The organism is Streptomyces sp. NPDC030809 (assembly GCF_055572195.1).
Genome location: NZ_JBVIDV010000003.1, coordinates 154,131 through 176,807 on the forward strand (window position 1 = coordinate 154,131; position 22,677 = coordinate 176,807).

Annotated in this window: 20 protein-coding genes; 10 read left to right on the top strand and 10 right to left on the bottom strand. The window is 73.2% G+C overall.

Annotated elements, in window-relative coordinates; all coding sequences use genetic code 11:
• The first annotated feature begins 30 nt into the window (after positions 1-30).
• Positions 31-1,116 (top strand): hypothetical protein, encoded by a 1,086-nt coding sequence (locus ACZ407_RS05430; RefSeq protein ID WP_468125694.1) that lies wholly within the window; start codon positions 31-33, stop codon positions 1,114-1,116.
• A gap of 59 nt (positions 1,117-1,175) precedes the next feature.
• On the opposite strand, the gene ACZ407_RS05435 is transcribed toward ACZ407_RS05430, so the two are convergent.
• Positions 1,176-2,171: a pirin family protein gene (locus ACZ407_RS05435; RefSeq protein ID WP_468125696.1), complete on the bottom strand. Its 996-nt coding sequence runs from the start codon at positions 2,169-2,171 to the stop codon at positions 1,176-1,178.
• A gap of 129 nt (positions 2,172-2,300) precedes the next feature.
• Positions 2,301-2,771 (bottom strand): SseB family protein, encoded by a 471-nt coding sequence (locus ACZ407_RS05440; protein WP_468125697.1) that lies wholly within the window; start codon positions 2,769-2,771, stop codon positions 2,301-2,303.
• Positions 2,772-2,954: 183 nt separating this feature from the next.
• Between ACZ407_RS05440 and ACZ407_RS05445 the strand changes: the two genes are divergently transcribed.
• From ACZ407_RS05445 to ACZ407_RS05455, 3 genes are all read left to right on the top strand, one after another.
• Entirely contained in the window at positions 2,955-4,781 is a 1,827-nt protein-coding gene (locus ACZ407_RS05445; RefSeq protein WP_468125699.1) for an acyl-CoA dehydrogenase, read from the top strand.
• 162 nt (positions 4,782-4,943) lie between these two features.
• Complete coding sequence (locus ACZ407_RS05450; protein WP_468125700.1) at positions 4,944-5,678, top strand: hypothetical protein; 735 nt, start codon at positions 4,944-4,946, stop codon at positions 5,676-5,678.
• 121 nt (positions 5,679-5,799) lie between these two features.
• Positions 5,800-7,092 (top strand): M18 family aminopeptidase, encoded by a 1,293-nt coding sequence (locus ACZ407_RS05455; RefSeq protein ID WP_468125702.1) that lies wholly within the window; start codon positions 5,800-5,802, stop codon positions 7,090-7,092.
• A gap of 143 nt (positions 7,093-7,235) precedes the next feature.
• Here the strand turns inward: ACZ407_RS05455 and ACZ407_RS05460 are convergent, their stop codons facing one another.
• From ACZ407_RS05460 to ACZ407_RS05470, 3 genes are all read right to left on the bottom strand, one after another.
• Positions 7,236-9,089: an NHL domain-containing thioredoxin family protein gene (locus tag ACZ407_RS05460; RefSeq protein WP_468125704.1), complete on the bottom strand. Its 1,854-nt coding sequence runs from the start codon at positions 9,087-9,089 to the stop codon at positions 7,236-7,238.
• 64 nt (positions 9,090-9,153) lie between these two features.
• The gene (locus ACZ407_RS05465; protein ID WP_468125706.1) at positions 9,154-10,062 is read right to left on the bottom strand and encodes a hypothetical protein; all 909 of its coding nucleotides are present in this window, start codon (positions 10,060-10,062) and stop codon (positions 9,154-9,156) included.
• The gene (locus ACZ407_RS05470) at positions 10,052-10,678 is read right to left on the bottom strand and encodes a SigE family RNA polymerase sigma factor (RefSeq protein ID WP_468125707.1); all 627 of its coding nucleotides are present in this window, start codon (positions 10,676-10,678) and stop codon (positions 10,052-10,054) included. Before ACZ407_RS05470 ends, ACZ407_RS05465 begins: the two co-directional genes overlap by 11 nt.
• 251 nt (positions 10,679-10,929) lie before the next feature.
• Here ACZ407_RS05470 and ACZ407_RS05475 point away from each other — a divergent pair, with 251 nt between their 5' ends.
• Positions 10,930-11,985 carry an RICIN domain-containing protein gene (locus tag ACZ407_RS05475; RefSeq protein WP_468125708.1) on the top strand — a complete coding sequence of 352 codons (1,056 nt, stop codon included), beginning with the start codon at positions 10,930-10,932 and terminating at the stop codon, positions 11,983-11,985.
• A 32-nt stretch (positions 11,986-12,017) separates the two neighbouring features.
• On the opposite strand, the gene ACZ407_RS05480 is transcribed toward ACZ407_RS05475, so the two are convergent.
• Positions 12,018-12,851, bottom strand: coding sequence for an ATP-grasp domain-containing protein (locus ACZ407_RS05480; RefSeq protein WP_468125709.1), 834 nt, complete (start codon positions 12,849-12,851; stop codon positions 12,018-12,020).
• Between the two features lie 32 nt (positions 12,852-12,883).
• Here ACZ407_RS05480 and ACZ407_RS05485 point away from each other — a divergent pair, with 32 nt between their 5' ends.
• The gene (locus tag ACZ407_RS05485) at positions 12,884-13,384 is read left to right on the top strand and encodes an LURP-one-related/scramblase family protein (RefSeq protein ID WP_468125710.1); all 501 of its coding nucleotides are present in this window, start codon (positions 12,884-12,886) and stop codon (positions 13,382-13,384) included.
• A gap of 3 nt (positions 13,385-13,387) precedes the next feature.
• Here the strand turns inward: ACZ407_RS05485 and ACZ407_RS05490 are convergent, their stop codons facing one another.
• Both ACZ407_RS05490 and ACZ407_RS05495 read right to left on the bottom strand, forming a co-directional pair.
• Entirely contained in the window at positions 13,388-14,602 is a 1,215-nt protein-coding gene (locus ACZ407_RS05490) for a low temperature requirement protein A (RefSeq protein WP_468125711.1), read from the bottom strand.
• Between the two features lie 163 nt (positions 14,603-14,765).
• A complete protein-coding gene (locus ACZ407_RS05495; RefSeq protein ID WP_468125713.1) occupies positions 14,766-15,587 on the bottom strand; it encodes a carbon-nitrogen family hydrolase in 822 nt (273 codons plus the stop codon).
• 216 nt (positions 15,588-15,803) lie between these two features.
• Between ACZ407_RS05495 and ACZ407_RS05500 the strand changes: the two genes are divergently transcribed.
• Positions 15,804-16,631, top strand: coding sequence for a maleylpyruvate isomerase family mycothiol-dependent enzyme (locus tag ACZ407_RS05500; protein WP_468125715.1), 828 nt, complete (start codon positions 15,804-15,806; stop codon positions 16,629-16,631).
• Here ACZ407_RS05500 and ACZ407_RS05505 read toward each other — a convergent pair.
• Both ACZ407_RS05505 and ACZ407_RS05510 read right to left on the bottom strand, forming a co-directional pair.
• Entirely contained in the window at positions 16,583-17,845 is a 1,263-nt protein-coding gene (locus tag ACZ407_RS05505; RefSeq protein WP_468126056.1) for an MFS transporter, read from the bottom strand. The two genes, ACZ407_RS05500 and ACZ407_RS05505, sit on opposite strands and share 49 nt — an antisense overlap.
• A 137-nt stretch (positions 17,846-17,982) precedes the next feature.
• Entirely contained in the window at positions 17,983-18,699 is a 717-nt protein-coding gene (locus ACZ407_RS05510) for a GntR family transcriptional regulator (protein ID WP_468125717.1), read from the bottom strand.
• A gap of 268 nt (positions 18,700-18,967) precedes the next feature.
• On the opposite strand from ACZ407_RS05510, the gene ACZ407_RS05515 reads away from it, so the two are divergent.
• The 3 genes from ACZ407_RS05515 (at position 18,968) to ACZ407_RS05525 (ending at position 22,652) form a co-directional block, all read left to right on the top strand.
• The gene (locus tag ACZ407_RS05515; RefSeq protein ID WP_468125719.1) at positions 18,968-20,173 is read left to right on the top strand and encodes a DUF418 domain-containing protein; all 1,206 of its coding nucleotides are present in this window, start codon (positions 18,968-18,970) and stop codon (positions 20,171-20,173) included.
• Between the two features lie 132 nt (positions 20,174-20,305).
• Positions 20,306-21,238 (top strand): D-alanyl-D-alanine carboxypeptidase family protein, encoded by a 933-nt coding sequence (locus ACZ407_RS05520; RefSeq protein ID WP_468125720.1) that lies wholly within the window; start codon positions 20,306-20,308, stop codon positions 21,236-21,238.
• Between the two features lie 160 nt (positions 21,239-21,398).
• Entirely contained in the window at positions 21,399-22,652 is a 1,254-nt protein-coding gene (locus ACZ407_RS05525; protein WP_468125721.1) for a DUF1266 domain-containing protein, read from the top strand.
• Positions 22,653-22,677 lie beyond the last annotated feature (25 nt).

Below are 22,677 nucleotides of genomic sequence, written 5' to 3' on the forward strand. Positions count from 1 at the left end.
GACCAGGGGGCGAGCGACAAGGAGCACACCTTGACCACGTGGAAGACGGCCCTCGGCACGGCCGCACTGGCCGCAGCGACCGCACTGGCCCCGGCCGCAGCCGGATACGCGGCCGACCCCGCCCCCGCGGACCCCGCCGCGGCGGCCCCCGCCGCCAAGCCGGTCCCCCCGGCCCCGGACCCGGCGGCCCCCCTCGTACCCGCCGTACCGGCCCACCCGGCACTCCCGCCGGCCGCCCAGCCCGCCCCCCTCCCGGCTCCGGCCCCGGCTCCCGTCCCGGTCACGGTTCCGCCCGCCCAGGACCTCGTCGAGGACCCCGCCGCCGCCCCCGAGCTGTCCCTCACCGCGGCCGCCGCCCCGGAGCCGGCCCCGCTCGGCGGGACGTACGCGTACACGTACACCCTCACCAACCAGGGCAAGGGCACCGCCCACGGGGTGGTGCTGACCGCCCCGGCCCCCTCCGGCACGGCCCTGGTCTCGCTGAGCGCCGGGCAGGGCACCTGCACCCCGGGTACGGGCAGCGGCACCCCCGCCGGCCCCGCCCCCGAGACCGCCTGCACCCTCGGCAACCTCGGCCCCGGCGCGATCGCCACCGTCACCCTGCTCGTGGAACCGCAGCGCACCGGCACGGTCAGCGCCACGGCCACCGCCACCGCCACCCCGGGCCAGGGCCTGGCCGGGGCGCCCGGCCAGAGCGTCACCGCCACCGCCGACACCCAGGTCGCCAACACCCTCGGCTGCACCCTGATCGGCACCCCCGGCAACGACATCCTCGCGGGCACCGGCGCCGACGACGTGATCTGCGGGCTCGGCGGGAACGACCAGCTGAGCGGGGCCGCGGGCGACGACACGGTCTACGGCGGCACCGGCAACGACACCATCGAGGGCGGCTCGGGCGCCGACCGCCTCTACGGGGGCGCCGGCGACGACCGCTCCGACGGCGGCAGCGGCAACGACGTCATCACCCCCGGCGCGGGCGCGGACATCAGCTTCGGCGACTCCGGCCAGGACACGATCGACAGCCTGGACGGGGTGGGCGGCAACGACACCACCAACACCCTCCCGGGCAGCGGCAGCTGCACCGCCGACCCCGGCGACGCGAAGACGAACTGCTGAAGGCGGAAAACGCGCGGGCCCGGCCGGGTGTCCGGCCGGGCCCACGCGTTTCCGTACTCCTACTCCGAGTCCACCGCACCCGTGCCGCGGTGGCCCAGCCCGGTGCGCTCGGTGGTCGGGATGGTGCCGAGGCGGCCGGCCTGGAAGTCGTCGAAGGCCTGCTGGAGCTCGGCGCGGCTGTTCATCACGAACGGGCCGTAGTGCGCCATCGGCTCGCGGATCGGGCGCCCGCCGAGCAGGACGACCTCGAGGTCCGGGGCGTTCGAGTCCTGCGACTCGTCGGCCCGTACCGTCAGCGAGCCGCCCTCGCCGAAGACCGCCGTCTGCCCGGTGCGGACCGGCCGGCGCTCCTGGCCGACGCTGCCGCGCCCGGCGAGCACGTACGCCAGACCGTTGAAGTCCTCGCGCCAGGGCAGGGTGACCTGCGCGCCCGGGCTGACGGTGGCGTGGATCATCGTGATGGGGGTGTGGGTGATGCCGGGGCCCGCGTGCCCGTCCAGCTCGCCGGCGATGACGCGCAGCAGCGCGCCGCCGTCGGGGGTGGTGAGCAGCCGGACCTTGCCGCCGCCGATGTCCTGGTAGCGCGGGGGCATCATCTTGTCGGCGGCCGGGAGGTTCACCCACAGCTGGAGGCCGTGGAAGAGCCCGCCGCTGACGACCAGGGACTCCGGCGGGGCCTCGATGTGCAGGAGGCCGGAGCCGGCGGTCATCCACTGGGTGTCACCGCCGTTGATGACCCCGCCGCCGCCGTGGCTGTCCTGGTGGACGAAGGTTCCGTCGATCAGGTAGGTGACGGTCTCGAACCCGCGGTGCGGGTGCCACGGGGTGCCCTTGGGCTCGCCCGGCGCGTACTCCACCTCGCCCATCTGGTCCATCATGATGAACGGGTCGAGGTGCTGGTAGTTGATGCCGGCGAACGCGCGCCGGACCGGGAACCCCTCGCCCTCGAAGCCGCCGGGCGCGGTGGTCACGGCCAGCACGCGCCGCGCGACGGCCCCCTGGGGCTCGGCGACCCGCGGAAGGGTCAACGGGTTCTCCACAGTCACTGCAGGCATGGTCGGACCTCCTTCTGCGTCGAGTTTAGTTGAAACTCGAACTTTCTGCCACCCGCACAGCACGAAGCCCCCGGGATTCATTCCCCGGGGGCTCGGACCTGCGGCAAGGTGACGCGGCGGATCGGGCGATCAGCCGTACATGCGGCGCATCGCGAAGTCGACCATCTGCTCGACCGCCTTCGCGTCGAAGACCATGCGGTGGTCGCCCTCCATGTCGAGGACGAAGCCGTAGCCGGTCGGGAGCAGGTCGATGACCTCGGCGCCCGTGATCACGAAGTACTTGGACTCCTTGCCCGCGTAGCGGCGGAGCTCCTTGAGGGTGGTGAACATGGGGATGACCGGCTGCTGGGTGTTGTGCAGGGCCAGGAAGCCCGGGTTGTCCCCGCGCGGGCAGTAGACCTTGGACGAGGCGAAGATCTGCTGGAAGTCCTCGGCGGACAGGGAGCCCGTCGTGAACGCCCGCACGGCGTCGGCCAGGGACGGCGGCGAGGGCTCCGGGTACAGCGGCTGCTCCGGGTAGCCGCCGGCCATCTGCTGGGGTGCGGCGTACTGCTGCTGCCCCGCGTGCCCCGCGCTCACGTTCTGGTCGTAGCCGTACATGCGGCACAGACTACTGATTCACCCGGCGGCGCACCGCCCTGCGGCCGGAGCTCGGCGCAAAAGCTCCCAGACCGCTTGAGCCCCGTCACATCGGCCCTCCAGGGGTTGCCGTTATTACCGGTGGGTAGCATCATTTAGCTACTTGCTGGTAGATGTAACCGACCCGCTTACGGAGCCGTCGCCATGGGGCACTACAAGTCCAACCTTCGAGACATCGAGTTCAACCTCTTCGAGGTGCTCGGCCGCGACAAGGTGTACGGCACCGGACCGTTCGCGGAGATGGACACCGAGACCGCCAAGGACGTGCTGTCCGAGATCGCGCGCCTGGCCGAGAACGAGCTGGCCGCCTCCTTCGAGGACGCCGACCGCAACCCGCCCGTCTTCGACCCGGCCACCAACACGGCCCCGGTCCCGGCCTCCTTCAAGAAGAGCTACGAGGCCTTCATGGACTCGGAGTACTGGCGCCTGGGCCTGCCCGAGGAGATCGGCGGCACCACCTCCCCGCGCTCCCTCGTGTGGTCGTACGCGGAGCTGCTGCTCGGCTCGAACCCCGCCATCTGGATGTACTCCTCCGGCCCGGCCTTCGCCGGCGTGCTGTACGAGGAGGGCAACGAGGCCCAGAAGAAGATCGCCCAGCTCGCGGTCGAGAAGCGCTGGGGCTCCACCATGGTCCTGACCGAGCCCGACGCGGGTTCCGACGTCGGCGCCGGCCGCACCAAGGCCATCCAGCAGGAGGACGGCTCCTGGCACATCGAGGGCGTGAAGCGCTTCATCACCTCCGGTGAGCACGACATGGAGGAGAACATCCTCCACTACGTCCTCGCCCGCCCCGAGGGCCACGGCCCGGGCACCAAGGGCCTGTCCCTCTTCCTCGTGCCGAAGTTCCACTTCGACTGGGAGACCGGCGAGCTGGGCGAGCGCAACGGCGTGTACGCCACGAACGTCGAGCACAAGATGGGCCTCAAGGCCTCCAACACCTGCGAGATGACCTTCGGCGACCAGCACCCCGCCAAGGGCTGGCTGATCGGCGACAAGCACGACGGCATCCGCCAGATGTTCATGATCATCGAGTTCGCCCGCATGATGGTCGGCACGAAGGCCATCGCCACGCTCTCCACCGGCTACCTGAACGCGCTGGAGTACGCCAAGGAGCGCGTGCAGGGCCCCGACCTCGCGAACTTCCTCGACAAGACCGCGCCCAAGGTCACCATCACGCACCACCCCGACGTCCGCCGCTCGCTGATGACGCAGAAGGCGTACGCCGAGGGCATGCGCGCCCTGGTGCTCTACACGGCCACCGTCCAGGACGAGATCGCCGTCAAGCAGGCCGCGGGCGAGGACGCCTCCGCGCTGATCGGCCTCAACGACCTGCTCCTGCCGATCGTGAAGGGCTACGGCTCCGAGAAGTCCTACGAGCAGCTGGCCCAGTCGCTCCAGACCTTCGGCGGCTCCGGCTACCTGCAGGAGTACCCGATCGAGCAGTACATCCGCGACGCCAAGATCGACACCCTGTACGAGGGCACCACGGCGATCCAGGGCCAGGACTTCTTCTTCCGGAAGATCGTCCGCGACCAGGGCGCCTCCCTGAACCTGCTCTCCGAGACGATCAAGAAGTTCCTCGCCGAGGGCGAGGGCGGCGAGGAGCTGGCCCCGGCCCGCGACGCGCTGGCCAAGGCCGCCGTGGACCTGGAGGCCATCGTCGGCCACATGGTCACCGACCTCACCGCCACCGGCGAGGACCTCAAGAACATCTACAAGGTCGGCCAGAACACCACCCGCCTGCTCATGGCCTCCGGCGACGTGGTCGTCGGCTACCTGCTGCTGCGCGGTGCGGCCGTCGCCGCCGAGAAGCTGAAGACCGCTTCCGCCAAGGACACCCCCTTCTACCAGGGCAAGATCGCCGCGGCGAAGTTCTTCGCCTCCCAGGTCCTGCCGGGCGTCTCCGTCGCCCGCACCCTGGCCGAGGCCGTCGACAACTCCCTGATGGAGCTCGACGAGGCCGCGTTCTAGCCCCGTAGGCCCGCAAGCCCGTAGGCCCGTAGGCCCGTAGGCCCGCAAGGCCGGGACCCCGGCCCGCACCCGGGCCGCGCCGGCACCCGAGAGGGGGCCGGGGAGCTGCGTCACACCAGCACCCCGGCCCCCTTTGTCGGCCGTCCGTGGGAGGCTCTAGTCATGAGTCCGCAGGAACAGCACGGCAGCCGGGGATACTCCGTCCCGACCGGACGGCCGTTCCAGCTCAAGGAGCTGCACGGCAAGATCGGCTCCCTCGGCGACCAGGTCAGGGAGCTCTACGACGGCGCCCACCCCGCCGAGTACGAACCCGTCGCCGACGCCCTCTACGCCGCCTTCCAGTCGGCCGCCGGGCTGGCGCCGGTCAAGAGCTACACCGGCTGCCCCGAGCACCCCAACGGGGCCCTGGACCCCGAGGCCCCCGAGGGCTGGGGCCGCTGCCTGATCTGCAACGACCGGCGCCGCCGCGGCCTGCGCCGGGCGGGCGGCCGGATCTCCGGACCCGCCCCGGCCGAGCAGCAGCGCCGCCTCGGCTACCCCGTGCCCGAGGGCCCGTACACCGTCGAGCAGCTGCGCAAGTGGGTCGGCAAGGTGCAGGAACAGGCCTTCCACCTCGGCGTCACTTCTCCGGGCGACGCGTTCGTCGACGTGGCCGACGACCTGCACCGGGCCTTCATCGTGGCCCGCGAACTCTCCCGCCCGCGCAACGCCTCCGGATGCGCGGAACACCCCGGCGCACCCATCGACCCGGACGCGCCCCCCGGCGAGGCCTGTATCTTCTGCGCCGGACGGAAAAAGCGCGCACAGCGCTCGCCCCAGACCCCCGAGATGCTGCCGCGCATCCGCCGGGGGGAGCGGCGGCAGCTGGGCCGGCGCTTCGATCGTCCGTCGGGCTGAGGGCGCGGCGGAGCGGCCCTGTGCGGATGCCCCGGCGGCCTGCGGAGCCACCCCCCGTGGAGCTCCGGCCGCCCACCGCACTCCGGACCTCGTGACAACGACCGTCGTTAAGGTGAACCACATGAGCTCTCCCGCCCGCTTCGACCGCGGCCACACCGACGACCTGATGACCTTTCTGGCGGCGAGCCCGTCGCCGTACCATGCCGTGGCGAACGCCGCCGAGCGGCTGGAGAAGGCCGGGTTCCGCCAGGTGTCGGAAACGGACGCCTGGGACGCGGGCGCGGGCGGCCGGTTCGTCCTCCGCGGCGGCGCGATCATCGCCTGGTACGTGCCCGAAGGCGCGTCCGCACACACGCCGTTCCGGATCGTCGGCGCGCACACCGACTCGCCCAACCTGCGCGTGAAGCCGCAGCCGGACACCGGCTCCCAGGGCTGGCGGCAGATCGCCGTCGAGATCTACGGCGGGACCCTCCTCAACACCTGGCTCGACCGCGACCTCGGGCTCGCGGGCCGGCTGACCCTGCGCGACGGCAGCCACCGGCTCGTCAACATCGACCGCGCCCTGCTGCGCGTCCCGCAGCTGGCCGTGCACCTGGACCGGTCGGTCAACTCCGACGGCCTCAAGCTCGACAAGCAGCGCCACATGCAGCCCATCTGGGGCCTGGGCGAGGTGCAGGAGGGCGACCTGATCGCCTTCCTGGAGGAGGAAGAGGGCCTGGCCCAGGGCGAGGTGGCCGGCTGGGACCTGATGGTCCACTCCATCGAGCCGCCCGCCTACCTGGGCCGCGACCGCGAGCTGCTGGCCGGCCCGCGGATGGACAACCTCCTGTCGGTGCACGCCGGTACGGCCGCGCTGGCCGCCGTCGCCACCCACTCCAAGCTCGACCACATCCCCGTACTCGCCGCCTTCGACCACGAGGAGAACGGCTCCCAGTCGGACACCGGCGCGGACGGCCCGCTGCTCGGGAACGTGCTGGAACGATCCGTCTTCGCGCGCGGCGGCAGCTACGAGGACCGGGCCCGGGCCTTCGCGGGCACCATCTGCCTGTCCTCCGACACCGGCCACGCCGTGCACCCCAACTACGGTGAGCGGCACGACCCCACGCACCACCCGCGCGCCAACGGCGGCCCGATCCTCAAGGTGAACGTCAACCAGCGGTACGCCACCGACGGCGCCGGGCGGGCCGTGTTCGCCGAGGCCTGCGAGCGGGCCGGGGTGCCGTGGCAGACCTTCGTGTCCAACAACTCCATGCCCTGCGGCACCACGATCGGCCCGATCACGGCCGCCCGCCACGGCATCCAGACGGTGGACATCGGCGTCGCGATCCTGTCGATGCACAGCGCCCGCGAACTCTGCGGCTCCGACGACCCGTTCCTGCTGGCGAACTCCCTCGTGGCCTTCCTGGAGGGCTGAGCCCCTCCTCTGGAGGGCCGAGCCCCTCCCCTCCGTCCCACGGAGCCGGGCGAGGACGGGCAGGGAGGGCGGGCCCGGGCGCCGCGACGCGCCCGGCCCGCCCTCCGGTCCCTGGTCCCTGATCCCTGCGCCGGGCCGGGCGGCTACGCGTCCATGCCCGCCAGGACCAGCGGCAGCCGGACCGCCCCGCCCTCGGTGACCTTGACCGGCACCCCCCAGTCCTGCTGGTGCACGTGGCAGGCCGGGTACTCGTTCTCCGGGTCGTCGTCGCAGGACGCGGCCATCGCCGAGACGTGCAGGACCCCCTCGGCGACCCCGTCGGCGAGCAGCAGCTCGCGCGACAGGTCGGTGCCCTTCCCCTCGCCCTCCGCCAGCAGCTCCGGCGGGGTCGAGGAGACCAGCAGGCGGGTGGAGGGCCCGTACCGGGTGTCGAGCTTCTGACCGGCCGGGGCCTGGAAGACCACGTCGAGCCGGAGCCGGCCCGGCGCGACCTCGGTGGCGGCCCGCTGGGTGCGGTACGCGGCGGACTCCACGCGCACCGCCTCCTCCGGCAGCCGCAGCCGGGTCAGCCGGTGCCGGGCCGACTCGACGACCACGATCTCGTCCCCGTCGAGCACGGCCCCGCTGGGCTCGCGCAGATCGGTGGCGAGCGTGGTGACCTGCCCGGTCGCCGGGTCGTAGCGGCGCAGGGCGTGGTTGTACGTGTCGCACACCGCGACCGAGCCGTCCGGCAGGGCGGTCACGCCCAGCGGGTGCTGGAGCAGGGCCTGCGCGGCGTCCCCGTCCCGGTGCCCGAAGTCGAAGAGCCCGGTGCCGACGGCGGAGCGCACCACGTAGCCGTCCCCGGCCCCGTCGCCCCCGCCGTCCCGCTCCACGTACCGCAGGGCGCTCGTCTCGGAGTCCGCGAGCCAGAGCCGGTCCTCGGTGGCGGCGAGCCCGGAGGGCTGCGCGAACCAGGCCTCGGCGGCCGGTCCGTCGACCAGCCCCTCGTTCGTGGTGCCGGCGGCCACCCCGACGGTCCCGTCCGCCGGGTCGTACGTCCACAGCTGGTGGACGCCGGCCATGGCGATCCACACCTTGCCCTGCCACCAGGCCACGTCCCACGGCGAGGACAGGTCCACCTCCAGGGCCGGCCCGGAGGTGGGCGAGCCCTGCCACCACTGCCGTCCGGTGCCGGCGACGGTCTCGACGGCGCCGGTGGCCGGGTCGAGGCGGCGCAGCGCGTGGTTGACGGTGTCGGCGACGATCACCGAGCCGTCGGGCAGCAGGCACAGGCCCTGCGGCTCGTTGAACGCGTCCGGCCCGAAGCCGCGCTGCCCGCTGCCGATGCGGCGTACGACGGTCTCCCCGTCGGGCCCGGTCTCGACCAGCTGGTGCCGGGTGGAGTCGGAGACGAGGAAGTTCCCGGACGGCAGCAGGAGGGCCTTCCCGGGGAACCGCAGGTGGGTGGCCACGGGCTCGGGCGCCACGTACGGCCCGTCCCCGCGCCGCAGCGTCCCCTTGGCCTCGTGCTCGGCCTCCAGCTCCTCGACCAGCCTGGCGATGGCGTGGGCGTGCCCCTCACCGGCGTGCTGGGCGACGACGTACCCCTCGGGGTCGATCACGACGAGCGTGGGCCAGGCCCGGACGGCGTACTGCTTCCAGGTGGCCAGCTCGGGGTCGTCGAGCACCGGGTGGTGCACCTCGTACCGCTCCACGGCGTCCACCACGGCCTGGTGCTCCGCCTCGTGCACGAACTTCGGCGAGTGCACCCCGACGATCACGACGGTGTCCCGGTGCTTCTCCTCCAGCTCCCGCAGCTCGTCGAGGACGTGCAGGCAGTTGATGCAGCAGAAGGTCCAAAAGTCGAGAATCGCAATTTTTCCGCGCAGGTCGGACAGGGTGAGCTGGGCTCCGCCGGTGTTGAGCCAGCCCCCCTTGCCGACCAGCTCGGGGGCACGGACACGGGCACGGCGGGGCGCAGGCGCAGGGGTGGGCGCCGGGGCGGCATCGTTCATCCTTCAAGCTTGCCATCCCCGTGTGAACGCACTGTGACCGGCGGCGGGCGGGGGGCCGGGCCGCTCAGCGGCCGGGTTCGTCGGCGGCGGGCGGCTGCTTCGCGCCCCAGACCTCGAACCGGGAGACGGTGCGGCCCTCGGCGTCCGTTTCGCGGTAGGCCGCGAGCCGGTGCCTCCCCGGGTCCCAGGCGAGCGCATACGTCCGGCGCCCGGCCTCGGGCACGTGGCCGATCTGCGCCGTGAGCAGGGTGCCGTCCTCGAAGAGGAGCCGGCCGGCCCGGGCGGTCGGCCCGGGGTTGCCCAGCCATACCGTGAGGCCGGGGACACCGGTCTCCCGCGCGCTCAGCAGCGTGCCCCACCGCCCGCCGTCGCCGAAGTCGGAGCTCAGCCGGGGGTCGGGCGGCTCGGGGCAGGGGAACCACGGCCCCCCGGCGTCCGGCCGGGCCGGTGCGCCCCGCCCCTCACGGCCCCGGGGAGGGTCGGCCGCCTGCACGAGGAGCCTCATCCGGCAGCCCGGACCGGAGGCGGGGTCCGCTGCCGCACCGCTGCCCGACCGTGCGAGGAGGGACCAGCGCAGACCGTCCGCCCACCCGCTGCCGACGACGGTGCCTCCGGGCGACGGCAGGGCCGCCGGCGGTGCGGGGGCCGCGCCTCCGCCCGCCGCCGGTCCGCCGGGCAGAAGGGGGCGGAGGGCCAGGACCCCGAGGGCCGCGGCCAGCAGCAGCCCGCTCGCGCCGGCGCGCAGGACGGCCCGGCGCCGCTTGCGCTCGGCGGACCCGCGCCGGATCAGGTCGAGCGGGACGGGGGACGGCTGCGGCAGCTGCGCGACGGCGGCGAGGACCTGGCCCACGTCGGAGTCCGCGAGCTCCCGCACGTCGCCGTGCGCGTGCGGGCCGTGCGGGCCGTGCAGCCGCTGCGCCCCCTCGGCCGGCTCGCCCGGACCGCCGGGCGGGTGTCCGTGGTCAGGCCTCATGGTCCACCCCCGCTTTCCTCGTGCCCCCGGCGGTCCGGAACAGCACCGGGAGCAGGGGGCTGCCCCGGAGCTTCCCCAGGGCCTTGGACGCCTGGCTCTTGACGGTTCCGACGGAGCAGTCGAGCACCCGGGCGGTCTGCTCCTCGGTCAGATCCTCCCAGAAGCGCAGGACCAGCACGGCGCGCTGGCGCGGGGCCAGGGTGGCCAGGAGCCGCAGCATGGCGTCCTGTTCCTCGACCGCCCGGCCGGTCGGCGCGGTCGCGGCGTCCTCGGGCACGTGGGGCACCAGCAGCTGGGTGATGGCCCGCCGCCGCAGGCGGCTGCGGTGGTTGTTCACCAGGGCCCGGCGCACATAGGCGTCCAGTGTCTCCGCACGCAGCCGCGGCCACCGGCCGTGGACCTTGATCAGCGTGGTCTGCACGAGGTCCTCCGCCTCGTGGAAGTCGCCGGTGAGGAGGAAGGCGATCCGCACCAGCCGGTCCCAGCGGGCGGTGGCGAACTCGTCGAAATCGCAGGGTCCTTCGGCTCCCGACGCGGCGGCCCCGGGCACGGCGGGGGCCGCCGGCCGGGCCGGACGGGCGGGCCGCCTCACGGCGACCGCGTCGGTCAGGAACACAGGACTCCCCTCACATGGATCAGGCCGGGCCACACGCCCTCGTCAGGTGATACTCCGGTCGCCCGCCGCGGGGTTGCCCGGCCGGCGGACCTGTTTTCCGCGGGTGGAAAGCGGGTCCCGGTGGGCAACCCCGCGGCGGGCGCCGGGAGTAGTCCCGTTCGAGGAGCCCGTACGGCCCCGCGCCCCGCGCCCCGGTCCTGCGGCTCCTCGTGCCCACGCGCCGTACGAAACCGAACAGACGGGACACCCCCATGCGACGACGGAACACCCGGATGCACCTCGCCCTCACCACCGCGGCCGCCTCCCTGGCCGCCGGCGTGCTGGCCGCCCCCACGCCGGCCACCGCCGCGGCCGGCCCCGCCTCCGCGGCCGGCACGGCCGGGGAGGGTGCCGAGGTCCGCGGGGAGACCAGGGTGGACACCCGGCCCGGCGCCTGCACCTGGGAAGGCACGAACATCACGCACCACTACGGCACCCGGGTGACGCAGGACGTGGCGCAGCAGCGCACGCACACGAACCACACCAAGTCCGCGGACACCATCCACTGGGAGGCCACCACGTCCCGGACCGTCACCACCACGGTCGGCGGCGGCTTCGACCCCGGCAAGGTGTTCGAGGCCGCTTCCCGCCTGGGCCTGACCTTCAAGATCGACTACGCGGTCGCCACCGCGACCGGCGCCTCCACCAAGGTGATCAAGGAAGTGCCGGGCATGGCCACGCTGTACGGGGACTACGGGGTGGACGTCTACGAGCTCGACGCCGACATCGAGGAGTACAAGACCATCCCGCACGTCTCGTTCCCCGGCGGGGCGGCGGTCTACTGGTACGAGTGCGAGGTGCGCACCGGGCGGCAGACCGTGCGCGTGCCCACCGACCGGCAGGGCTGGAAGACCCGGTACACCCCCAACACGGGCGCCTCGTACCAGATCGTCAACGACAAGAGCGGTCGCAGCATGCAGATCGCCGGCGCAGATCCGAACGACGGGGCCTTCGTCAGCCAGTGGGACTACCTCGGGGCCGCCACCCAGCAGTGGTACCTGCGCGCGAGCGAGCGCGACGGGTACGTGCTGATGGTGAACCGGGCCACGGGCAAGTGCCTGGACTTCCGGCCGAACGGCGACGGCCGGGTCATCCAGTACACCTGCCACGGCGGCTCGACCCAGCAGTGGATCTTCCACGAGGGGAAGATCAAGAACGCCGACGGCCGGGCGCTGGTGGTCGAGGGCAACAGCGGTGCCAACGGCGCGGGGGTGTTCCTCGCCAAGGCGTCCGCGGCCTCGACCTGGTCGCCCCGCTTCGTGGGCTGAGACCCTCCGCGGCCGCAGCCGGCCCCCGGTCCTCAGGAGGACAGGAAGGCGTGCAGGGAGTCCTTCAGCGCCGCGACGAAGGACTCCCGGGTGCGGTCCGGGAGCAGGTCCAGGGAGAGGTACGGGTTGAGGTCCTCCAGTTCGACCAGGAGGAGGTCGCCCGTGGCCTTCGCGCGGCAGGCGTCCACGCGCTGGATGCCGTGGGAGAGGGTGTTCCAGTCGACGAAGCGGCGGGCGAAGTCCAGGTCGGCGGAGGTGGGGCGGTACGGCTCCAGGGCCCAGCGGCGGTCCGGGTCGGGCGCGTACAGGGCGTACTGGAAGTCCCGGTCCACGAAGTAGAACGAGACCTCGTACGCGAAGTCCACGCGGGGCTGGATCAGGATCTCCCCGGCCGGGCCGGACGGCTCGGCGGTGAAGACCAGGCCGACCGAGTCCGCGCCCTGCTTCGGCTTGACGGCGTACTCGGCGGCGGCGGGCAGCCGGTGCACGTCCTCGGCGCGGTCCACGGTGGGGATGACGGGCAGGCTCTCGGCCGTCAGGTCGAGCAGGTACTGCTTGCCGCTCTGGTCGGCGCGGCCGGTCAGCGGGTTGTAGACGCGGGTGCCGCGGGCCAGGGCCGCGGTTCGGAAGGCCTCGTACGCCTCCCGGTAGTGCAGGACCGGCCCGCTGTTGCGCACCACGACCGCGTCGAAGCCGTCCATGAGCGCGGCGGCGTCCAGCGGGTGGCACAGCGCGAGGTCGAAGTCGGTGCGCAGGCGGGCGGTCAGGGATATGTCCTCGTCGCAGTACCGGCGGCCCCTGGCCGGGTAGGCGAGGTCGGTGACGTAGAGGAGCCGGGGGCGGTGCGGGGACGCGTTCCGTGACATGGGCCCACGCTATCCCGGGAAACGATCTCGGTATGAAATACCTGGTACGGGACAAGCTGCTCGCCCTCGGCGACGACTACCGGATCGAGGACGAGGACGGCCGGTACGCCTTCCTCGTGGACGGGAAGGCCCTGCGGCTGCGGGACACGTTCGAGCTGAAGGACCCCGACGGCCGGATCCTCGTCACCCTCAAGGAGCGGCTGCTGGGCTTCCGCGACGCGATGACCCTGGAGCACGACGGCCGCAAGCTGGCCGTCATCCGCCGCAAACGCCTGTCGCTGCTGCGCAACCACTTCCTCGTCTCGCTGGTGGACGGGACCGAACTCGACGTCAGCGGCCGCATCCTGGACCGGGAGTTCGTCGTCGAGTACGAGGGCGAGCTGCTGGCCCACGTCTCGCGCAAGTGGTTCGAGCTGCGCGAGACGTACGCGGTGAACGTGGTCCGCGAGGACGCCGATCCGGCCCTGCTGATCGCGGTGGCGGTGTGCGTGATCCGCATGATGGAGAAGTCCGCCGGCCCCGGCGGGGACTGAGCGTCAGGGGGTCCCGGCCCCGGTCCCGGCCGGGGCTGCCGGCCCGCTCGGCGCCCCGGGCTCCCCGCGCTCCCCCGGGGACCGCCGGGCCTCGGCGGCCAGGGCGGCGACCAGGACCAGCACGAGGGCGGTCAGCTGCGCCGCCCCGTTCAGCTCCAGGCCCGCCGCCGCGGTGGCCGCGGCCCCCACGAGGGCGGCGGCGCGGTAGCCGACCGGTCCGATGGCCAGGACCCGGCGGAAGGCGATGTCCCCGGCCAGGTAGAGGGCGACGCCCCCGGCCAGGGCCGCGGCGGGGCCCGTGTGCAGGTGGTCGCCGAGGTGGCCGATGGCCTTCTTCACCCCGGCCGCGAACACGGCGATGCCGAGCAGCATGGGCAGGAAGAAGTAGTAGTAGGCGAGCATCGACAGCTTGAAACGGCGGTTTCCGGACGCCGCGGCCAAGGACTCCTCGGCCCGTCCCTCGTCGTGCACGAAGTACATCCACCACAGGGCGGCGGCCACGCCCAGGGCGAGGAAGGCCCCGCCGAACAGGCCGTGGGACAGCGGCAGGTCCTGCACCCCGATGCCGATGGCGATGACCGACTCGCCGAACACGATGATCAGCAGCAGCCCGTGCCGCTCCACGAGGTGCGCCGGGCTCATCCCGCCGAGCTGGTCGCCGACCGTGTCCTCGGCGGTCTCCGGCCCGGCCGCGGACGCGATCCGGACGAGCCACTGGGTGGAGAACTGGAGGACCAGCGCCAGCAGCCACAGCGCCCAGGCGGCCGCCCCGTCGAAGGACCCGGCGGCGAGCACGGCCAGGGCGCACAGGGTGTTGGGGACGGCGAACCAGATGACGCTGCGCCCGTGCGCCTCGGTGTAGAGGGCCCCGTGGACCAGGGTGACCAGCAGGTAGCCGAGGCCGAAGGCGGTCCCGCCGCTGCCGAAGGCGGTGGGCACGGCCAGGGCGCAGACGAGGAAGCCGCCCATGGCGAGGATGAGCAGGACGCGGCGGGCCGGGCGGTCCGGCGGCACCTGGTTGGTGAGGTGGGCGTAGCCGCCGTACATCCAGAAGAGGACCGTGAAGATCAGCACGATCTGGGCGAAGGCGGCGGCGCTGAAGCTGCTCGCGAAGAGCACGGTCAGCTGGGTGATGATGAAGACGAAGACGAGGTCGAAGAACAGCTCCAGCGTGCTGACCCTGCGTTCGTCCTCGACGGCGGACTGCGGTACGGCCATGTGCTCCCCCCGAGCGGCAGACGGCTACTTGGCTTGATTCTGGGGGGCGCGGGGCCCCGTCGCGCGCCCGTTTCAGGATCCGGGCGCGCGCGGGGGCACTCGGCTCGGGCCGAGGCGTACGGGCACCGCGTGCGGACGCCGCGTGCGGACGCTCCTCGTGCGGTCAGCGGCGGCCGGGCGGGACCGCCAGGCCGAGCAGCCGGTCCTTGAGCGCCGGGAACTGCTCCCGCGTCAGGGCCACCTTGCCCGGGTCGAGTTCGGCGGTCAGGACCTCCTCGCCCGGCCCGGCCTCGGCGAGCACCTCGCCCCACGGGTCGACGACGATGCTGTGCCCGGCCATCTCCACCCCGGCGTGCGTGCCGGCCTCCGCGACGGCGAGGACGTACGACTGGTTCTCGACGGCGCGGGCCTGCGCCAGCAGGGTCCAGTGGGAGCGGCGGCGGGCCGGCCAGCCGGCGGAGACCACGAGCGCGGTGGCCCCTGCGTCCACGAGGCCCCGGTACAGCTCGGGGAAGCGCAGGTCGTAGCAGGTGGACAGGCCGAGGACGAAGGACGGGCCGCCTTCCCCGCCGCCGGGCACCTCGACGGTGCGCAGCTCGTCCCCGCGGCCCATCATCACGGCCTCGCCCTCGTCGAAGCCGAAGCGGTGGATCTTGCGGTAGGAGGTGGCGAGGCTGCCGTCCGGGGCGAAGACCAGGGTGGTGTTGTACATCGTCCCGGCCGCGTCGCGCTCCACGATGGAGCCGGCGTGCAGCCAGACCCCGGCGTCCCGCGCGGCCTTCGCCATGGCCTCGTGGGTGGGCCCTTCGAGCTCCTCCGCGGCGGCGCCGAACTCCTCGTAGTTGAAGGCGCCCACGGGCCACAGCTCGGGCAGCAGCACGAGGTCCGCGCCGCTCTGGGCGCGGACCAGGTCCGCGGCCCGGACCCGGCGGGATTCCACCGACTCGCCCTCGTTCACTGCGATTTGGATGAGCGAAGCGCGCACAGTACCACCCTCCTGGCCCGGAAGCCGTCAACTCGGGGCCTACGATCGTCACACGAAAGCACTGCCGGGGTGCCCCCCAGCAGCGTAAATTTGGGAATCAAGCCTCCCATCCCGCCATCTGCCAGCATCCAGCCGCCCGCCCGTTCCGCTCATCCCGCCATCCCGCCATCCCGCTACGAGCTCAAGTCGCCACTGATCAGCAGCACGAGGGGTTCCGTGACCGTCCATCCCGCCATCCAGCCCTACGTCGACGCCTGGACCCACTCCATCGAGGCGATATCCGAACTGATCGCCGCGCTGCCGGATGCCGACTGGAACCGTCCCACCCCCTGCCCCGGCTGGTCCGTGCGCGACGTGGTCTCGCACATCATCGGCCTGGAGACCGAGCAGCTGGGCGACCCGCGGCCGATCCACTCCCTGCCGCGCGACCTGCGGCACGTGGTGGACGAGGCGAGCCGGTACATGGAGGTGCCGGTGGACGCCCGCCGCCACCACACCGCGCTGGAGATCACCTCGGAGCTGGAGTACACGGTGATCCGGCGCTCCCGCCAGCTGCGCAACGACAAGCGGGACGCGGAGACGGCCACCGGACGCGGCCCGTTCGGCGAGCAGGTCCCCCTGACGCACGCGCTGCGGCTGCGCGCCTTCGACGTGTGGATCCACGAGCAGGACCTGCGCACCGCGCTCGGCGTCCCCGGGAACCTGGACTCCCCCGGCGCGCACATCACCCGCGACCTGATGCTGGCCGCGCTGCCGAAGGTGGTCGCGAAGAAGGCGGGCGCCCCGGCCGGCACGGCGGTGGTCCTCGACGTGCACGGGCCGCTGGAGTTCCTGCGGACGATACGGGTGGACGCCGAGGGCCGCGGCAGCATCGACGGCACCCCCTCGCTGGGCCCTGCGGTGACCCTGGCGACGGACTGGGAGACGTACTTCAGGCTGGCCGCGGGCCGGATCCGCCCGCAGGCCGCGGGCGGGGCGCTCAAGGTCGAGGGCGATCAGGAGCTGGCCGAGGCGATCCTGCGGGAGTTCGCGATCACTCCCTGAGCACCGGCCGCGGCGGCCGCGGCCCGCTCGCGTTCGCGGCGCAGGGCGGGCGGGCGCAGCCGCAGGATCTGGGCGGTTCCCAGTGCCTCCAGGACGAAGACCGAGCAGAACGCGGTCCGGTAGTCGTCCCCGGTGGCGTCGAGCAGGACGCCGACGGCCAGCAGGGTGGTCATGGAGGCGAGGAAGCCGCCCATGTTCGTGATCCCGGAGGCGGTGCCCTGCCGGGCGGCCGGGTTCGCGGGCCGCGCGAAGTCGAAGCCGATCATCGAGGCGGGGCCGCAGCCCCCGAGCACCGTGCACAGGACGACCAGCAGCCACATCGGGGCGTGCGCGCCGGGATAGGCGAGGGTGGCGCCCCACAGCAGTGCGGTCACGCCGACCGTGCCGAGGGCGAGCGGGATCCGCGCGCCCTGCCGGCGGCCGATGAGCTGCCCGTAGACCAGCCCGAGCACCATGTTCGAGGCGACCACCAGCGTCAGCAGGGCCCCGGCGGTGGAGCGGGACAGCCCCTGGGCCTCCACCAGGAAGGGCATCCCCCACAGGAGCAGGAAGAACATCGCGGGGAACTGGGTGGTGAAGTGCACCCACAGCCCGAGCCGGGTGCCGGGCTCCCGCCAGGACTCGGCGATCTGCGCCCGTACGAAGCCCAGCCCGGCCCGGGCGGCGGGCTCGGGCTCGTGGCCCTCGGGGTGGTCGCGCAGGAAGAGCACGAGCGGGACCAGGACGGCGATCCCGGCGAGGCAGCTGCCGGCGAAGGCGGGCACCCAGCCCACCCCGTGCAGCACGGGGGCGAGGACGAGGGTGGAGACCAGGTTCCCGGCCATCCCGACCAGTCCGGCGAGCTGGGCCATCAGCGGGGCGCGGCGCGGCGGGAACCAGCGGGTGCCCAGGCGCAGTACGGAGATGAAGGTCATGGCGTCCCCGCAGCCGAGCAGGGCCCGGGCGGCGAGGGCCATCCCGTACGAGGGGGAGAGCGCGAAGCCGAGCTGTCCGGCGGTGAACAGGACGGTGCCGAGGATCAGCACCTTGCGGGGGCCGAGCCGGTCGATCATCAGGCCGACGGGTATCTGCATGCCCGCGTAGAGCACCAGCTGGACCAGGGAGAAGGTGGCCAGGGCGGAGGCGTTGACGTGGAAGCGGTCGGCGGCGTCGAGTCCGGCCACGCCGAGGCTGGTGCGGAAGACGACCGCGACGAAGTAGACGGCGACCCCGATGGACCAGACGGCGACGGCCCGGCGGCCGCCGGGCGGCTCAGGGGGGACGGCGGCGGGGCCTCCCGCGGACCCGCCCCCGTCCGATGCGCCCGCCGCGGACCCGCCCCCCGCGGCCGGGGACCCGGCGGCGGCGCCGCTCACCGGGCCTCACCGCCGCGGACCAGGACCTCGACCCGGCTCAGGTGGGCGAGTACGGCCGCGGCGGCCCGGTCGGCCTCCCCGGCGCGCAGGGCCTCGGATATCTCGGTGTGCTCGGCCAGGTTCCGGTGCACCCGGTCCGGGTGGACGTGCATGACGGCCACCCCCATGCGCAGCTGCCGGTCGCGGAGCTGGTCGTAGAGGCGGGAGAGGATCTCGTTCCCGGCGCTGCGCACGATCTCGGCGTGGAAGCGGCGGTCGTCCTCGGCGAAGGCGGCGAGGTCCCCCGCCCGGGCGTGGGCCTCCTGGCTGCGGAGCAGGGCTTCGAGCCGTTCGAGGAGGGCGGGGGCGGCCGGGACGGCGCGGCGGGCGGTGTGCTCCTCGACCAGCCGCCGGGTCTCGACCACGTCGGCGATCTCCTGGGCGGAGACCGGCAGGACCAGGGCCCCCTTCTTGGGGTAGAGCCGGAGCAGCCCCTCGGTCTCCAGCCGGAGCAGGGCCTCGCGGACCGGGGTCCGGGAGACTCCGACGGCCTCGGCCACCTCGCCCTCGGTGAGCAGGCTGCCGCCCTCGAAGGTGCGGTCGAGCACCGCCTGCTTGACGTGCCGGTAGACGCGGTCGGCGGCGGGCGGCTGCTTGGCGAGCGGCTCTGCGGGGGCGGACCCGGACGCAGAGGCGGGCGCAGCGGCAGCGGCGGGGGCGGGGGCTGGCGGCATGCGCACAGCTTAGATACAACAGCCCCGCCGGCCACCGGAGCGCCCACGATGCGGACGGCGGCCGACGGCGGACGGCAGCAGCGGACAGCGGCAGCGGCAGCGGACAGCGCGGCCGACAGCGGACGGCAGCCGACAGCCGGCAGCCGACAGCCGACGGCGGCGGCCGCCCCCGGAGGAGCCCGCCGGGGCCCGATTGCATCGAAGTGTGTACGCCGCTTTCCTCCACCGGCACGACGACCGCGGCCCGCCCCGCCGGGAGCCTTGAGGCATGTCGAACTCCCTCCGGGCGGCCGCCACGGCCCCCGCTCCCGCCCTCCCCGGCGCGACGACCCGCGGCCGGCTCCCGCTGCTCGACGTGCTCCGGGGTGCGGCCATCCTCGGCACCCTCATGACCAACGTGTGGATCTTCGCCGGACCCGGCTCGGAGTGGGGGGTCCTGGACGGGATCTCGACCGAGGGCGCCGGCCCCGCCGAGACCGTGTTCCGCTTCCTCGCGGACGGGAAGTTCCTGTCCCTCCTGACCGTCCTGTTCGGGGTGGGCCTGGCCATCCAGTACGACTCCGCCCGGCGCCGCGGACAGGCGTGGCCGGGCTCGTACCGGCGGCGGGCGCTGTTCCTGTTCGCCGAGGGCACCCTGCACTTCCTGCTGGTCTTCGCCTGGGACGTGCTGATGGGCTATGCCGTCACCGCCCTGCTGGCGGCCTGGCTGCTGGCCCGCTCGGAGCGGGTGCAGCGGCGGGTGATGTGGCTCGCGGGCGGCCTGCACGCGGCGCTGATGTCCCTGGTCACGGTGGGGCTGGCGGCCACCGGGGACGAGGGCGGGCCCGGCCCGGTGAGCCCGAAGGCCGTGGCGCTGTACGCGCACGGCTCCTGGCCCGAGCAGGTCCGCTTCCGCCTGGAGAACGCGCTCGCGCTGCGCATCGAGCCGGTGTTCTCCTTCGGCCTGCTGGTGTTCCTCTTCCTGCTGGGCGTACGGCTCTACCGGGCGGGCGCCTTCGGATCCGACGAGCGGGCCCGGCGGATCCGGGGCCGGATGGCGGGCTGGGGGCTGGGCCTCGGACTGCCGCTGGGGGCGGCCGCGGTGGCCGGCGGGGACGACTTCTTCCTCCTCGGCCGCTACGTGATCGCACCCGTGGTGGCGATCGGCTACATCGGCCTGACCGGCCTGGTCCTGGACCGCGTACGCCGTCCCGGGCCGGTCACGGCGGCCCTGTCCTCGGTGGGCCGGACCGCGCTCTCCTGCTACGTGCTCCAGAACCTCCTGTGCATGCTCGCCTGTTACGGGATCGGGCTGGGGCTGGCCGAGCGGTTCGCGGGCGAGGGCCCGTGGTGGGTGATGGGGCTGTGGGCGGCGGTGTGCGTGATCCTGGCCGTCAGTTCCCGGCTGTGGCTGCAGAGGTTCCGCTTCGGGCCGCTCGAATCGCTACAGAAGCGACTGATCGGACAGCAAAGGTTGCGGAACGGTCAAGAATGACGGTCCCGTTGCATCGTTTCGGAACGCCGGAGCGTCTCCCTTTCAAGGGCCCGCACCGCAGGCGGTCCCTCACCCCACTGAAATCCAATGGGGTGTCACCGATCTCGGGGACGTCTTTTGATATCCAGCCTCATGCGTGTACGCCGAGCCGCGGCCGTCACGTTCACTGCCGGAGCCGTCATGGCCGGTACGGTGCTGGCGACCTCGCCCGCTCAGGCCGCCGCTCCGACCGTGACCGCCTCCGGCGCGTTCATGATGAACAGCGGGACCGGCGCCACGCTGTTCAGCAAGGCCGCCGACACCAAGCGCCCGATGGCCAGCACCACGAAGATCATGACTGCGCTCGTGGTCCTCCAGACGCCGGGCCTGGACCTGAACCGCAAGATCCAGCTGACCCAGACCCACGTCAACTACACGACCTCGGTCTACGGCAGCAGCGCGCACATCTTCGTCGGCGACAAGCTGACGACCGCGGGCATGCTGAACGCGATGCTCGCGCCCTCCGGCTGCGACGCGGCGGCCGCCCTGGCCGACACCTACGGCAAGGGCACCAGCTTCACCGCCCGCAAGGCGAACTTCATCGCCCAGATGAACGCCAAGGCCAAGGCGCTCGGCCTGACGAACACGAAGTTCGACTCGTTCGACGGCAACTCGCCCACGAACAACAACTGGACCACCCCGCGCGATCTGGCCAAGCTCGCCCGGGCCGCGCTGAAGAACACCACCTTCGCGTCCATCGTGAAGAACCCGTACGCCAAGGCGACCGCGACCGCCACCAACGGCCGCCCCCGCTGGTACACCTGGAAGAACTCCAACCTCCTCATCCGTCCCAAGACGGACGCGGAGCCCGGCTACGCCTACCCGGGTGCCGTCGGCGTCAAGACCGGCACCAACACCCCGGCCGGAAAGTGCCTCGTCTTCGCGGTGACGCGGAACGGAAAGACCGTCATCGGCGTCCTTCTGAGGGACGAGAACCGCTACACGGACGCCATCAAGCTGGCGAACTGGACCTTCGGTACCCAGTACCGGATGCCGATGAAGCCGCTGAAGGACGTCGAGGACTGATCCTCCGCGGAGGACCGGTCGCCGGATCCGCCGGACCGGCCCCGGGCGCAGAGCCCGGCCGGCCCGGACGGACCGTCCGGCCGCAGGACCGAAGGGCCCGGGGTGCCACGGGGGCATCCCGGGCCCTTCGCCGTTCCCGGAGGCGCCTAGGCTGCTCGCCATGGAGCAGGTGGGGACGAACCCGTACGGGACGGCGGCGCTCTGGCAGGCGCCCAGCCACATCGAGCGGGCGCTGTACCAGGCGAAACTGCGCGGCGACTGGCCCGCCTACTTCGACGTACTCGCGGGCGCGGACCTGTTCATGATGCAGAGCCGCGCCGATGTGGACGAGCGACCCCGCACCTCCGTGTTCCACCCCTACTGGAACCCGCAGACCCGCTCCCGCTGCCTGGCCGTCTACACCGCCGGGATGCTCCCGCCGCCCGTGGCCGACCCCGTCTACTGCGCGTACGAGCTGGACTGGTTCGCACGGGTCTGGGCCGACGGGGACCCTCCCTGGCTGGTGGTCAACCCCGGCAGCCCCTGCGAGGGGGTGCTGCCCACCGGCCCCGCGGCCCGCGCCCTGTGGCGGCAGCACGCCGCCCGCGTCGAGAAGACCGGCCTCGAAGCCGGGCGCGTGCACACCCTGGCCGTCGGCGGCCCCCTCCACGGCCCGGTCGCCTTCGGCCTGGCCTGCGGGGCCCACATCGCCGTCACCAACGGCCGCTTCTGGAACTCCCTCGCCTACCACGGCATCGGCTACAAGCTGGAGAAGCAGACCCTCAAGGAGTGGTGGGGGGTCACCGGCCGCGCGGACTGGCTCAGCGCGCAGGAACGCCTCCTCGACGCGGACATGGTCAGCGGGGTCTGGGAGTTCGTCCTCGGCCTGCGCCGCCAGATGGCCCGCGACTTCGCCGGTCCGGTCGGGCTCGACCACTGGCGGGAGGCCGCCGCGCACGTCATCCGGGCGGGGGCCGAGGAGGCCGCCCAGCCCGTCCTGACACCCGACGGGGTCACCCAGGGCCGCCCGCGGGCCGCCGCCGAGATCGACGGCCAGATCGCAGGCGTGCAGCGGCTCATCGGCCGGATCGCCCGCTACGAGTCCCGGTTCCGCGCGGACGGCCTCCTGCCGGAGCACGGGTACGTGCGCACCGCCGCGGCCTGGGACTACGGCCGCGCCTCGGGCATGGCCCGCTGGGGCCTGGCGGCCGGGTACTGCACGCTCCCGGAGACCGAGTCGGCGGTCCTGCGCGCGGGCCGCCTGGTGAAGGCCCACTACTCCTCCTGGCAGGACTTCTCCGCCGCCTACATCCTCGGCCGCTGCCTGCACTTCGACGAGGAGCAGTTCGGCAAGTGGTACGCGTCGGCCCTCGCCACGCACCGCGAGCTGATGTCCGACCCGGCGAGCCCCTGGCTGAACCTGCCCTGGGAGTGACCGTCCGGGCCGGACGGCCCGCGTG

Excerpts from the sequence above, each read along its gene's own strand:
- ACZ407_RS05435 (WP_468125696.1), bottom strand. The coding sequence starts at position 2,171 with ATGCCTGCAGTGACTGTGGAGAACCCGTTGACCCTTCCGCGGGTCGCC.
- ACZ407_RS05440 (WP_468125697.1), bottom strand. The coding sequence starts at position 2,771 with ATGTACGGCTACGACCAGAACGTGAGCGCGGGGCACGCGGGGCAGCAG.
- ACZ407_RS05445 (WP_468125699.1), top strand. The coding sequence starts at position 2,955 with ATGGGGCACTACAAGTCCAACCTTCGAGACATCGAGTTCAACCTCTTC.
- ACZ407_RS05450 (WP_468125700.1), top strand. The coding sequence starts at position 4,944 with ATGAGTCCGCAGGAACAGCACGGCAGCCGGGGATACTCCGTCCCGACC.
- ACZ407_RS05455 (WP_468125702.1), top strand. The coding sequence starts at position 5,800 with ATGAGCTCTCCCGCCCGCTTCGACCGCGGCCACACCGACGACCTGATG.
- ACZ407_RS05460 (WP_468125704.1), bottom strand. The coding sequence starts at position 9,089 with ATGAACGATGCCGCCCCGGCGCCCACCCCTGCGCCTGCGCCCCGCCGT.
- ACZ407_RS05465 (WP_468125706.1), bottom strand. The coding sequence starts at position 10,062 with ATGAGGCCTGACCACGGACACCCGCCCGGCGGTCCGGGCGAGCCGGCC.
- ACZ407_RS05475 (WP_468125708.1), top strand. The coding sequence starts at position 10,930 with ATGCGACGACGGAACACCCGGATGCACCTCGCCCTCACCACCGCGGCC.
- ACZ407_RS05480 (WP_468125709.1), bottom strand. The coding sequence starts at position 12,851 with ATGTCACGGAACGCGTCCCCGCACCGCCCCCGGCTCCTCTACGTCACC.
- ACZ407_RS05485 (WP_468125710.1), top strand. The coding sequence starts at position 12,884 with ATGAAATACCTGGTACGGGACAAGCTGCTCGCCCTCGGCGACGACTAC.
- ACZ407_RS05490 (WP_468125711.1), bottom strand. The coding sequence starts at position 14,602 with ATGGCCGTACCGCAGTCCGCCGTCGAGGACGAACGCAGGGTCAGCACG.
- ACZ407_RS05510 (WP_468125717.1), bottom strand. The coding sequence starts at position 18,699 with ATGCCGCCAGCCCCCGCCCCCGCCGCTGCCGCTGCGCCCGCCTCTGCG.
- ACZ407_RS05515 (WP_468125719.1), top strand. The coding sequence starts at position 18,968 with ATGTCGAACTCCCTCCGGGCGGCCGCCACGGCCCCCGCTCCCGCCCTC.
- ACZ407_RS05520 (WP_468125720.1), top strand. The coding sequence starts at position 20,306 with ATGCGTGTACGCCGAGCCGCGGCCGTCACGTTCACTGCCGGAGCCGTC.
- ACZ407_RS05525 (WP_468125721.1), top strand. The coding sequence starts at position 21,399 with ATGGAGCAGGTGGGGACGAACCCGTACGGGACGGCGGCGCTCTGGCAG.